This window comes from Salinimonas lutimaris, from assembly GCF_005222225.1.
GTDB lineage: Bacteria > Pseudomonadota > Gammaproteobacteria > Enterobacterales > Alteromonadaceae > Alteromonas > Alteromonas lutimaris.
This window is the reverse complement of the sequence record NZ_CP036536.1, coordinates 753,407-766,083: the sequence shown is the minus strand read 5'-3', so window position 1 is coordinate 766,083 and position 12,677 is coordinate 753,407. Positions and strand designations below refer to the sequence as shown.

Below are 12,677 nucleotides of genomic sequence, written 5' to 3'. Positions count from 1 at the left end.
CGTAATTAACCAACAGCAATGTTGTTTCTTTTCACCATGTTGCTAGACTTTACTGTATATTAAACCGGCGGTGGCTTTGTCTGTCGCCATTGGTTTTCAATTATTTAAAGTGAGCAGTTATGACCAAAAAAGCCCCCGCGCGAAAAGCCAAACCCCAATTTCAGTATGATGCGGTTGTCATCGGCACAGGCCCGGGAGGTGAAGGCGTAGCCATGCAGTTAGCCAAGGCAGGAAAGCGGGTTGCTGTGGTTGAACGATACCAGGATGTGGGCGGTGGCTGTACCCACTGGGGAACAATTCCGTCAAAAGCCCTGCGCCACTCGGTTAGTCGCTTAATTGAATACAATAATACGCCGCTTTTTTCAGAAAATCAGGGTAACCGCCATGTGACATTTGCGGATATTATGAAACATGCCAGCGGTGTGATTCAAAAACAGACCAAGCTGCGCTCAACATTCTACGATAGAAACCGGGTCAGTCTGTTTCATGGGGTGGCCAGTTTTGTGGATGCTAACACTCTGAAAATAGAGCGTAACGATGGCTCTCAAGACATGATAACGGCAGAAAAGTTTGCTATTGCTACCGGCTCACGCCCCTATACCCCCGCTGATATCAACTTTGATCATCCAAGGATCTATAACTCCGACACCATTTTGTCGTTAGACCATGAGCCAAAATCTATTATCATTTATGGCGCGGGCGTGATTGGTTCAGAATATGCGAGCATCTTTCGGGGCATGGGGGTCAAAGTTGACCTGGTGAACATGCGCGAGCGGCTATTGTCGTTTCTTGACGCCGAGATCTCTGATGCACTGAGTTACCATTTGTGGAATAACGGTGTGGTTATCCGTAATACAGAAACCTATACATCCGTAGAAGGCACTGACGACGGTGTGATACTGAACCTGGAATCCGGCAAGCGTATGCGCGCAGACTGTTTATTATTTGCCAATGGCCGTACAGGCAACACCGATATGCTTAACCTGGCAGCCATCGGGCTGAAGCCCGACTCACGGGGCCAGTTGTCAGTTAATGAAAATTATCAGACCAGCGTAGACAATGTCTTTGCGGTGGGTGATGTGATTGGTTATCCCAGCCTGGCATCTGCCGCCTATAATCAGGGTCGCTTTGCCGCTGAGGCCATGCTTAACGGCAAAGCCAATGCAGGCCTTATCGAAGACATTCCGACCGGTATATATACTATTCCGGAAATCAGTTCTGTGGGTAAAACAGAGCAGGAACTGACCGCAGCCAAAGTGCCTTATGAAGTTGGACGGGCGCAGTTTAAACATCTGGCCAGAGCACAAATTGCATCGACAGAAGTAGGAAGCCTGAAAATTTTATTTCATCGAGAAACAAAGCAAATTCTGGGTATTCACTGCTTCGGTGAAAGGGCTTCTGAGATTGTGCATATCGGTCAGGCGATTATGCAGCAAAAAGGCGAGGCTAATTCGCTGGATTACTTTGTGAATACTACATTCAACTACCCGACTATGGCAGAGGCATATCGGGTTGCGGCGTTAAATGGTCTTAACCGGATTTTTTGATACTGATTTCCAGACAGCAAAAAACCGGCGAAAGCCGGTTTTTTCTGCGGAACAATCAATGATTATTGTTCGGTAAGTGCGTTCATCGCTTGCAGCGCATCGCGGTGTGCGACAATGTCGATTTGCATTTTGCTTGGATCGAATGTCATTGTAGCGACAGCGTAATCACCACGGGCTTCTTCTGCCTGAGTAAATACCTGTTGCTCAGCTTCTTTAAAGCGAACATTGCTGGTGATGTTTTGCGACATACACTCACTGTTTACTTCAAAGGTTTTTTTGTCCATGCACTGGAACAATTGATTACCGGATTCCGCATGCGCAATACTTGTTATTGTAAGCAGCGCCAAGCCTGTTAATAATTTACGCATGTTAAACTCCTTAAATTCACAGTACTTCCTACTGTATAAATCAGCATACTCTTAAAACGGTGGGATTGCAATTTTTGATCACATCAATATGACATTAATATGACAAGAAGAGTAACAATACAAAAAAGTTCAGCATCTTTTTGCGCGCTTATGAACAGAGTCAGAGACTGTAAACTCTGTGAGTTTGCATTGCCTCACTCACCGCGACCAGTGCTGGCGGCAAGCGAGCATGCGGACATTGTAATCATTGGCCAGGCTCCCGGGCTGATTGCGCACAATACCAATACGCCATGGAATGATAAGAGCGGTGACCGGTTACGGCGCTGGCTGGGTATAGAGAAGGATACTTTCTATAACCCTCAACGTATTGCACTGATTCCTATGGGGTTTTGTTTTCCCGGATATAAAAATGGCGCGGATGCACCACCCCGAAAAGAATGCGCCCCAACGTGGCATGATACGTTGCTATCCAGAATTAACCCACAACTGACCATTCTGGTTGGTCGGTATGCCCAGAATTATTATTGCAAACAGTATAAAACCCTCACCGAGGCAGTAAAAGACCAGCCTCCTTCAAGTAAGTTGGCGGTGTTGCCCCACCCTTCGGGACGCAATAACCGCTGGCTGGGTCGACACCCCTGGTTTGAAGCGTCTACCCTACCTACCCTGCGGGCACAGATCACCCATATCCTCAGTGAGACGTCTGCCTGACCGCCAGAAAATTAACCATATCATCAAACGGCATCGGACGGGCAAATAAAAAGCCCTGTGCTTCTTCACAGCCCAGCTTAATCATATAGCTTGCCTGTTCGCGGGTTTCAACACCTTCGGCAATTGTGGCGAGCCCCAGTTTATTGCCCAGTGTGACAATAGTTTCAGCAAGTACCGGGTTGTTCTTCGGGCCGACATCTTTAACAAATGAACGGTCTACTTTAAGCCGGTCCAGAGGTAGGCGCTGTAAGTAACTCATGGAAGAAAAGCCGGTACCAAAATCATCCAGTGCAATAGCTACACCATGAGCCTTTAATGCTGACAGGGCATCGATTACAATCTGTGGCTCATCCATAACCACGCTTTCTGTAATTTCCAGCTCCAGCTTATCAGGTGCACAATCATGTGCCGCCAGCGCGCTCTTGACCCGCTCTTCAAATTGCTGATCACGAAACTGCGGGATGGAAATATTAACAGCAATGCGCAGATCGCCATACCCCAGCCGGTCCAGGTCACAAATTCGCCGACAAGCTTCTTCAATGACCCAGTGGCCAATCTCTACTATCAACCCGGAATATTCAGCCAGTGGAATAAATACCGCAGGTGATATATAGCCACCGTCACCGTCAGGCCAGCGCAGCAACGCTTCTGCTCCCACCACCTTTTCATTGATCAGATCAACCTGGGGCTGAAACCATAACTCCAGTTTAGCGTCGGCAAAATCCGCTCTTAGCTTTCGGATAAGTTCCAGCTGAGTCGTGGTTTTCTGCTCCATATCTGCGGTATAAAACACGTAGTTTTCAGTATGCTTTCGCTTGGCCAGATTAAGCGCAATATTAGCACTTTTTAACAGGGCAAGACTGTCGCGGCTGGTTGTGTCAATTTCGCATAAGCCTACCGATACACTCAGAGGAATAGTGTGTTCATGGGCTGTAAATGCCACACTGAAAAGCTGATTGATGATTTGCGGGGTAATCAGTTCTGCAGGCCCCAGTAAAGCAAACACATCGTTACCGATACGGGCTTTAAAAACATTATTGGATAATTCGCTTTGCAACCGCAAAGCGACCGCCCGCAATAAATCATTTCCGGCATCCTGGCCCAGTCCATCGTTGATATCAGAAAAGTGACTGATATCAACCAGAGCCAGTGTTTGCGACAACGCAATGGTGCGCTGACGTTCCAGCGTATTAATAAACTCATTGCGGTTAGGCAGACGAGTCAGCCAGTCTCGAAAGGCTGCATTGCGTAGCTGATGAAAAAGATGAACATTTTCGTATCCGATAGATACGCTGGATAAAAATACTTCCAGCAACTCTTGTTCAGCTGCCCGGATATCTCCTTGCATATTAATAAATACCGCAGCCTCAAATCCGGCGCGCTGTAAAAACAAAACAGTAAATTCAGGCTCAGAAATATGCTGCTTCAAACGCAAACAGCGATGAATGCTTTCAATCAGGTGCGGGTTATTTAGTTGCTCAACCGGCTGATTGATATGCATAGCATGGTCGCCCGCAGCCCCCAGCACATAGATGCCATCATCCTCACGCTCCAGTACTGAGCCGGCCCGGGCACATACCACACCTTCTGCATTGAGCCCGATCAGGCTGCTGAGCTGAATAATCACACCTTCACAAAACGATTTTACGGAATGCTCTTCCATCAGATTGGACATGGAGCCGATGATTTTCTGCAGTCCCAGGCGGCTGCTGTTTAAGGCCATTATTTGTTGATAGGAGCGCAATGCTGTAATGACGGAGGTTGTCAGTCTGCCCCGGGTAAGCTCGGTTTTGGTTTTGTAATCATTAATATCATATTGCTTAATAACATCTTCTTCCGGTGCGTAGCCGGGCTGACCTGTGCGCAGGATGATACGGGGCTCAGGGTGCTTTAACGTATCGCGCAGGTAGCGAACCACATCCAAACCCGCATGATCATTTTCCATCACAACATCCAGCAAGATAACCGCAATATCTTCTGCCGACTCGCCGAGTATTTTACAGGCTTGCTCACCGGTATAGGCGTGACGAAAGCTCAGTCGTCTGCCGTTAAGCTCTAATCCGTTGAGGGCCAGACGAGTGACAGTATGCACTTCCTCGTCATCATCCACGACCAGCAGAGTCCACGGCTTTCGTTCAACCGGCAGATAACTGATGCTTGTTTCTTCTGTTGCGAAGACCAGTTCGTCGTTCTCGTAATTCGAGGTCGCCATTCAATCCTTGTCCCTGCTCGCCGTCTGGCATAGTTGCTGTAGTCAGATTGCAATACCGAAATAGTGATGCAATAGTAGCAGTGTAAAAGCTACGCCAGAGTATTGTCGATATCAACGCTTTTAATTAATGATGAAAATTGATTCTAATACGGTTCAGCCACCGGTTTCGCCCACTGACCACCAGACAAAACATATTTCTGCTCAAGTCAGTATAGACGATTCGGCCAGCAAGACTGATCAGACGACGCATGTTGCCGCCACTTTACGCCTGCTTTCTGCGCAGGCCGGTATCGCTGTGAGTGCGCGTTTATCCTCCCAACAGGATCGTCAGCAACATGTCAGACACCGCCAGCAAGTCAAAGCGCAGGCACAGCTGGCAAATCTTGAATCTATTCTGGCCATTGCCACGTCGGTATCAGTGAAATCTGTTAGCGGGCAATCTACTGATGCCGACTGGTTTCATGGCTTTCTGGAATTAGCAGAAAATATTTATTCACCGGCCATGCAGGAGTTGTGGGGGAAGATTCTGGCGGTTGAAGTGGCCACGCCGGGGAGTTTCTCACTCAAAAGCCTTGAGACAATTCGGTATCTTACTCAGCGTGATGCCGATATTTTTGCCCGGGCTGCCAGTCTTGCATGTCGTAGTGTCACCGACGATGTGCCGCGGCTGTTAGTGGGATTTCATCAAAAACCCAGACTGTCTTCTTTTTTCAGACCACGCAGTGCCCGCCAGCTGAATTTATCTGAGTTTAGCCTGCCCTATTCTGCCCTGCTGACGCTGATTGATTTAAAGCTGATTTACGCCAGCGAAATTGAAAGCGGGGAAATTCCGGCCGGCCAGCAAACCCGCTGGAAGTATCTGAATCAAACGCTGACTCTTACCGCCCGGTCCAAAGGCACTGCGCTGGTATTTTACAAGTTTACCGGGGTTGGTGCCGAGCTGTACCGTCTGGTCGGCAAGAAAACCGTGCCGGCTTATCTGTCCCAGCTTAGTGAACTGCTAGGCGCCCCATTTGGGGTGACGATAGATTAGCCAATAAAAAAGCGGCTTTCCATCGCTGGAAAACCGCTTTTTTATATGTTGGCGACAGCTTAAATACCATCACCAAATTCATGCAGACCACATTCACGTTTCAGACCGAAGAAACGGGTGTCCTGCTCGCTCATACCTTCCTGCAAGGACTGTGTGGTGTGCCAGTCACCAATCGACACATAACCTTGCTCCCATAACGGATGATACGGCAGCTCATTATCTTTAAGATAATAATGTAAGTCTTTGTTGGTCCAGTCAATAATCGGGTAAAGCTTAAACTGATTACCGGCTTTTTGTAGCACCGGCAGCTTTTCGCGGCTGTCAGACTGGCTGCGACGCAGACCGGCAAACCAGGTCTGTGCCTCCAGCTCTTTAAGCGCCCGTTGCATGGGCTCAACTTTATTCATCTTGTTGTAGGTTTCAATACCTTCAACACCCTGCTCCCACAAGCGGCCAAACCTGGCCTCCTGCCACGCCGCTGACAGCTCAGCGCGATAGACATGAAGGTTCAGGTTAAGCTGGTTCATCATGTCATCAATAAACTGATATGTTTCAGGAAACAGATAACCGGTATCCGTCAGGACTACCGGCATAGCCGGCTGTGCCTGTGTCAGCAGGTGCAACATAACTGCAGACTGAGCCCCAAAACTGGACGAGACAATATGATTGCCCGGCAGATTTTTAAGCGCCCAGGCTACTCGTTCTGCAGCACTCAGCTGTTCCAGTTGTTCATTAATCGCCGCCAAATCCTCTTTTGATACATCCAGAGTCAGCGGCGTATTAATGTCAGTTGCAGTATTAGTCATAGAAATCTCTTGCTGAGTCCACAACGGGTTTAATGATATTGGCGCGAATGACGAAATCACCGAATGCCTCGTTGTCGTGACGTTCGGTCGCCCAGCGTCCAATCAGCGTATCCAGCTCAGCAAAAATGTCGTCTTCGCTGATATTTTCACGGTACATCCGTGGAATACGCGTACCTTCACGGTTGCCACCCAGGTGCAGGTTGTACTTGCCCGGACCTTTACCGACCAGACCAATCTCCGCCAGCATGGCGCGGCCGCAACCATTCGGGCAACCGGTAATACGGAAAATAATGCTGTCTTTCCCCACACCATGAGAAGTCAGTACCGCTTCAAGACGGTCTACGGCTGCTGGCAGATAGCGCTCAGCCTCTGCCATAGCCAGCGGGCAGGTAGGTAAAGAAACACAGGCCATTGAGTCCAGGCGCTGCGCTGACACATCAGATTCAATCAAACCGTGCTCACGGGCCAGTTTTTCAATAATCTCTTTCTGATCAGCAGGAACACCGGCAATGATCAGGTTTTGATTAGCTGTCAGGCGGAAATCGCCCTGGTGAATTTTGGCAATTTCCAGACACCCTGTTTTTAGCGGCTTACCCGGGAAGTCCAGAATGCGGCCATTTTCAATAAATACTGTCAGGTGGAACTTACCATCAACGCCTTCAACCCAGCCAATACGATCGCCGCGACCGGTAAACTCATAAGGACGACTCTCGGCAAATGTCACTCCGGCGCGTTTTTCCACTTCGGCTTTAAAGTTATCTACGCCAACCCGCTCCAGTGTGTATTTGGTTTTGGCATTTTTACGATTAACCCGGTTTCCCCAGTCTCGCTGTGTGGTTACCACAGCTTCAGCCACCGCCAGGGTCTGATCCAGCGTAATAAAGCCAAAATCATCTGCTTTACGTGGGTAAGTCGACTCATCACCGTGGGTCATGGCCAGACCACCGCCCACCAATACGTTAAAACCGACCAGTTTGCCATTGTCAGCTATGGCCACAAAGTTGAGGTCGTTAGCATGCACGTCCACATCATTTTGCGGCGGAATCACCACGGTGGTTTTAAATTTACGTGGCAGATAGTTATCACCCAAAATGGGCTCAACCGGCTTTTCAGTAGACTCTACCTTCTCCCCGTCCAGCCAGATTTCAGCATAGGCACGGGTTTTAGGCAGCAAGTGCTCACTGATTTTTTTCGCCCACTCGTAGGCTTCAATGTGCAGCTGAGATTCCACCGGGTTTGAGGTACACAGTACGTTCCGGTTCACATCGCCGGCAGTAGCAATAGAGTCAATACCGGTTTTGTTCAGCGTTTGGTGCATCAGCTTGATATTCGGCTTTAAAACACCGTGAAACTGAAAGGTCTGACGGGTAGTCAGCCGGATGCTGCCATACAAGCTATGCTCTTCGGCAAACTTATCAATAACCTGCCACTGATCAGGCGTAATAATGCCGCCCGGCAAACGCGCACGCAGCATAACATTATGCAGCGGCTCAAGTTTCTGCTTAGCACGCTCAGCACGGATGTCACGGTCGTCCTGCTGGTACATGCCGTGAAAACGTATGAGCTGAAAGTTATCAGCGGTAAAACCACCGGTCAGATCATCGTTAAGATCCTGCTCAATAGTTCCGCGTAAATTGCGGCTCTCGGCTTTCAGACGTTCGTTGTCAGCCAGCTTGCCTTCAACGATAAACGGGGACTTTTCATTGCTCATTAGTAGACATCCTTCTGGTAACGTTTTGCTTTGCGTAATGCCACAAGATACGCTTTGGCATCTTCTTCGGACTTGCCGCCATGTTCCTGAATAATTGAAAGCAATGCTGCTTCCACATCCTTGGCCATGTGCATCGCGTCACCACACACGTAAAAGTGTGCCCCTTGTTCAAGCCATTCAAACACCGCTTTGCCGTGTTCAAGCAAGCGATGCTGTACATACACTTTTTCTTTTTGGTCCCGTGAAAACGCCAGGGTGATATTGTCAACCAGGCCGCTTTTCACATACCCCTGCCACTCGACCTGATACAGAAAGTCCTGGGTGAAATGCGGGTTACCAAAGAACAGCCAGTTCTTTCCTTCTGCACCCTGTGCATCCCGCTCCTGCATAAATGCGCGAAATGGAGCGATTCCCGTACCCGGACCAACCATAATAACGGGGGTGTCCGGGTTATCTGGCAGGCGGAAGTTATCATTTTTCTCTACAAAAACCGCTACTTCGCCGCCCTCTTCCACACGCTCGCACAAGAAGCCTGATGCGCCGCCCTGGTGACGTACGCCAAAGGCATCATAATCAACATGGGCTACCGTCAGGTGCACTTCATCTTCCACTTCGCTCTGACTAGAGGCAATGGAGTATAAACGTGGCGTTAACGGACGCAGGGCATCGGCCAGTTCCTGAGCCGACAGGGAACCAGGATGATCCCGCACAATATCCACAATTTGGCGTTCTGCCATGTAGGTACGCAGCTGTGCTTTGTCTTCCATCAACGTTGCCAGAGTCTGTGATCCTGTGGCGGTCTGATAAGCTTTAATAAAGTTCGGATAACTTAATGTCAGTTCCAGCTTATCGGTCAGGGCGTCGGACAGGGTCATCGCATCGCCGGCCACCGTGACATTTTCGTCACCTTGCAAACCAACCAGTGATAGCAATTCGCTGACCAGTGAGGGCGCATTTTTAAACCATACACCCAGCGCGTCGCCAGGCTGATAGGTAATGTCAGAGTCTTCCAGGCTGATTTCAATATGACGAATATCTTTAACTGAATCACGGCCGGTAATTTTCTGCGCGTCCAGCAGGCTGGCAACAAACGGCGTTTTCTTGGTGTAGGCAGATTCTGCGCCTTGCACAGCAGCACCGGTTTGTACTGCCACCGACTGGCTGGCCGGTACGGCTGACAACTCATCTTTAAGTGAGGCAATCAGCTTTTCAGCAAAACTTTCTACCTGACTGTCGTAATCAACATCACAGTCTTCACGCGGAATAATGGCAGATGCGCCCTGTTTCGCCAGACGTTCGTCAAAGTCTTTGCCGGTCTGACAGAAAAATTCATAGCTGCTGTCGCCCAGCCCCAGCACCGCGTATTTAAGGCTATTGAGTTTAGGCGCTTTTTTACCGCCTAAGAATTCGTGCAGTTCAATGGCGTCGTCGGGGGCATCACCTTCGCCGTGCGTACTGACAAAAATGACCACATGGGTTTCATTTTTCAGCTGGCGAGGTTTGTAGTCGGCCATACTAATGAGCTTGCTGTTATAACCAGCGGCTTCTGCTTTTGCCTGAAATCCTTGTGCCGCGCCTTTGGCATTGCCGGTTTGCGAGCCGTACAGTACGGTCATCACCGGCGCACTGGCCGATTGCGCAGCGACTGCAGGGGCTGCCGGAGCAACACTACCACCAGCTGCCGCAGCCATGCCGGCTACGTATCCGCTTACCCAGGTAAGCTGATCGCGGTTTAGACCAGAAATCGCCTGTGTGATGGCGTTCCACTGCTGTTCATTTAACACCGCACCGGGTGCTTGATTTTGATTCGAATCTTGTGACATAACTCGTTAGCCTCAATGTGATGCGCTAAGGCTAACGAGTTTATTTAAGAAGAGAAAAGAACTAATCTAACTTTTTTATTACTGAAAGTGCTTAAAAGCTAACTTTTACGTCTAGAAGTGGACCTCAAGACCAGCAAATGCACCGTCAAATGTCATGTCAGCGTACACATCATCCAGATCTTCGATGTCCATATCGACATTGCGATAACCTACCTGCAACGTCATATCCAGCGCCAGACTTTCGATAAATGAGTAGGTCAAGGCTACCTGGTAATCACTGAGTTTGTGATCATCAAAAGACAGATAGCTCCCTTCTGCATAAGCGCCCAGCCCCGTAAACGGCAAGCCTACCTGAACCCGGGAATACGCCATAGGAATAATGCCGGAAAATTCGGTGTAGCCGCGAGTATTGCTGGCCACATCACTAACTTCCAGTGCACCGTCAATATATTTGGCATTGATCCCCAGATCAAAGCTGACCAAATCATTATCAAACAGTTCGTAGTACAGAATGATATCTGTCGTGTCGATATCGATATTGGTGTACACATTGCTGTTTGCCGTGTACAGGTCGCCATTAAAAGTCAGGTCTGACTGTAGTGCGGTGTTCCCGTCTGTTTCCAGCGTGGTGTAATTTAGTTTCAGGTTAGGTACAAATGGCAGCGGGTGCTCGAATGCCACATAGGCCGCCGTTTGCGTATCAGACTCCAGATTAAAGTCTGCGGTGTTATTGTTACTGGCAAAACCACCATCCGGGCTGGTATGCCAGCCCTGAACGCCAGCATACACACCGGCAATAGTGTCAGCCATTGCCGGACCTGCCACCAAAGTAGCTGCCGCGCTCAGTGCTAAAAGGCTTTTTTTCATCACTTATCCTTGATTCATCAGTTCAGAAAGCTCAATCAATGCGGCGTTGGCGCGAGAAATGTAGTTCGCCATAACCAGTGAATGGTTGGCTAACATGCCAAAGCCGTCTCCGTTTAAAATCATCGGACTCCATACCGTGTGCTGTGTTGCTTCCAACTCACGAATAATCTGGCGCAGACTGACCAGCGCGTTTTTGTCTTCCAGGACGTCCCTAAATTCGATCTCTGCTGCCTTTAAATACTGCAGCAATGCCCAGCTTGCCCCTTTGGCTTCATAAAACACATCATCGGTTTTCCACCAGCTGGTTTTTACCTGTTTTTCTGAAATTTCAGAGGCTTGATTTTTCGTGCGCTGGCCCGCCATATCCGTATTGATACGAGCAGACCCCACACTGGCGCTTAAACGTTGAGAATAGCTGCCCATGCGCTTTTCTACCAGTTTCAGCCATTCACGCAGATTATCTGCCCGGGTATAAAACTGGCTATCGCCGGCGGTTGGATCAACCAGTTCCCGACGATAGGCATACATTAGATCAACGCCTTTCTGATAGCTCGATTCGGCAGCCGGGAAAGCCCAGTTGGTATGGTCCATATTGAACTGCGGCACCGCCTTGGCAATACGTGGATTCTCAACAGACTGGGACTGAGAGCGGGTAAAATCTTTACGCATCGACAGCGCCAGATCCCGGGTCATCTCCAGTACCCCAAATTCAAACGCCGGCATATTATCCAGTAGCAGACCCGGCGGCATTTGGTCATTTGACAGGTAACCGCCCGGCTTATTGAGCAGCTCTTCTGTTACCATAATCATAGTAGTGGTCAGGGTGTAACCGGGAACATCAGTATGAGATTTGTCCTGCGCCTGTGCGGCAACCCGCTCTTTGACATTAAACGGGGCCGGAGACAGACTCCAGTACCAGCCAATCAACCAGAAAATGATAAATAAAAGGACGGCCACGCCCCCAATTCGTTTCACGGTTAAGTGCTCTTTAATACTCAACGTTTTGTTCCTTATTGTTGTTTCTGAGGTAGGTTCGGTTTGCTGGGTTTTAACGTACCCCGGGCTGATAATGTTCACGTCGGCCCTTTGCCAGCAGCCAGACAACCAGCACGAACAGCACAATCGGCCAGACCAGACTTACACCAAACATCAGTAAAGCGATAAAAGCAGCCACCAATCCAATAGCGACAGCTCCGACCATGCTGATCGCCACTATAAAGCCTACAGTAACAAACACAACTCCCACTGCTAAAAAAACCAGAATATTCTCGACCGGTGAAAGCAGCTGATCGCTGATATGAATAGTAAAGCCAAACCAGTCATTTACCGCACTACCAGCGCCATATACCAGTAGTCCGGTGATAACGATAGCCAGTATTAATTGCCTCATACCAGACTCCTTGGCAAGACAATCACCGCAGCAATGTAAGCCAGTAAGGATATTCCCGGCACCATAAATAAACTGATTACAGCAGCAATTCGCACCCACACCGGGTCAATGGCGAAGTAGCGTGCAACGCCGGCGCACACGCCGCTGATCACAGAGCGCCCCAGATCCCGATGAATACGTTTATGTGATGACACTGTTTTCATAATTGT

12 protein-coding genes are annotated in these 12,677 nt (G+C 49.1%); 3 read left to right on the top strand and 9 right to left on the bottom strand.

Annotation, left to right across the window (positions count from 1 at the left end):
* Positions 1 to 119: 119 nt before the first annotated feature.
* Complete coding sequence (sthA, locus tag EZV72_RS03310) at positions 120 to 1,547, top strand: Si-specific NAD(P)(+) transhydrogenase (protein ID WP_137165899.1); 1,428 nt, start codon at positions 120 to 122, stop codon at positions 1,545 to 1,547.
* Between the two features lie 62 nt (positions 1,548 to 1,609).
* On the opposite strand, the gene EZV72_RS03305 is transcribed toward sthA, so the two are convergent.
* Positions 1,610 to 1,915 (bottom strand): pyridine nucleotide transhydrogenase, encoded by a 306-nt coding sequence (locus EZV72_RS03305; RefSeq protein WP_137165898.1) that lies wholly within the window; start codon positions 1,913 to 1,915, stop codon positions 1,610 to 1,612.
* 150 nt (positions 1,916 to 2,065) lie between these two features.
* Here EZV72_RS03305 and EZV72_RS03300 point away from each other — a divergent pair, with 150 nt between their 5' ends.
* Positions 2,066 to 2,626, top strand: coding sequence for a uracil-DNA glycosylase family protein (locus tag EZV72_RS03300; protein WP_232364491.1), 561 nt, complete (start codon positions 2,066 to 2,068; stop codon positions 2,624 to 2,626).
* Here the strand turns inward: EZV72_RS03300 and EZV72_RS03295 are convergent.
* Positions 2,607 to 4,838 carry a two-component system response regulator gene (locus tag EZV72_RS03295; RefSeq protein ID WP_137165896.1) on the bottom strand — a complete coding sequence of 744 codons (2,232 nt, stop codon included), beginning with the start codon at positions 4,836 to 4,838 and terminating at the stop codon, positions 2,607 to 2,609. The two genes, EZV72_RS03300 and EZV72_RS03295, sit on opposite strands and share 20 nt — an antisense overlap.
* 127 nt (positions 4,839 to 4,965) lie before the next feature.
* Here EZV72_RS03295 and EZV72_RS03290 point away from each other — a divergent pair, with 127 nt between their 5' ends.
* Positions 4,966 to 5,871, top strand: a complete 906-nt coding sequence (locus EZV72_RS03290) for a TIGR03899 family protein (RefSeq protein ID WP_137165895.1) — start codon at positions 4,966 to 4,968, stop codon at positions 5,869 to 5,871.
* 59 nt (positions 5,872 to 5,930) lie between these two features.
* On the opposite strand, the gene EZV72_RS03285 is transcribed toward EZV72_RS03290, so the two are convergent.
* The 7 genes from EZV72_RS03285 to EZV72_RS03255 all read right to left on the bottom strand — a co-directional run bounded on the left by EZV72_RS03285 (position 5,931) and on the right by EZV72_RS03255 (position 12,671).
* Positions 5,931 to 6,677, bottom strand: coding sequence for a phosphoadenylyl-sulfate reductase (locus EZV72_RS03285; RefSeq protein WP_137165894.1), 747 nt, complete (start codon positions 6,675 to 6,677; stop codon positions 5,931 to 5,933).
* A complete protein-coding gene (cysI, locus tag EZV72_RS03280; RefSeq protein ID WP_137165893.1) occupies positions 6,670 to 8,388 on the bottom strand; it encodes an assimilatory sulfite reductase (NADPH) hemoprotein subunit in 1,719 nt (572 codons plus the stop codon). Before cysI ends, EZV72_RS03285 begins: the two co-directional genes overlap by 8 nt.
* Positions 8,388 to 10,211 carry an assimilatory sulfite reductase (NADPH) flavoprotein subunit gene (locus EZV72_RS03275; RefSeq protein ID WP_137165892.1) on the bottom strand — a complete coding sequence of 608 codons (1,824 nt, stop codon included), beginning with the start codon at positions 10,209 to 10,211 and terminating at the stop codon, positions 8,388 to 8,390. Before EZV72_RS03275 ends, cysI begins: the two co-directional genes overlap by 1 nt.
* A 111-nt stretch (positions 10,212 to 10,322) precedes the next feature.
* Positions 10,323 to 11,078, bottom strand: coding sequence for a TIGR04219 family outer membrane beta-barrel protein (locus EZV72_RS03270; protein WP_137165891.1), 756 nt, complete (start codon positions 11,076 to 11,078; stop codon positions 10,323 to 10,325).
* Between the two features lie 3 nt (positions 11,079 to 11,081).
* Complete coding sequence (locus EZV72_RS03265) at positions 11,082 to 12,071, bottom strand: DUF2333 family protein (protein WP_137168642.1); 990 nt, start codon at positions 12,069 to 12,071, stop codon at positions 11,082 to 11,084.
* A gap of 55 nt (positions 12,072 to 12,126) precedes the next feature.
* The gene (locus EZV72_RS03260) at positions 12,127 to 12,468 is read right to left on the bottom strand and encodes a hypothetical protein (protein WP_137165890.1); all 342 of its coding nucleotides are present in this window, start codon (positions 12,466 to 12,468) and stop codon (positions 12,127 to 12,129) included.
* Positions 12,465 to 12,671 (bottom strand): PspC domain-containing protein, encoded by a 207-nt coding sequence (locus EZV72_RS03255; protein ID WP_137165889.1) that lies wholly within the window; start codon positions 12,669 to 12,671, stop codon positions 12,465 to 12,467. The genes EZV72_RS03260 and EZV72_RS03255 overlap by 4 nt, the downstream gene beginning before the upstream one ends.
* Positions 12,672 to 12,677 lie beyond the last annotated feature (6 nt).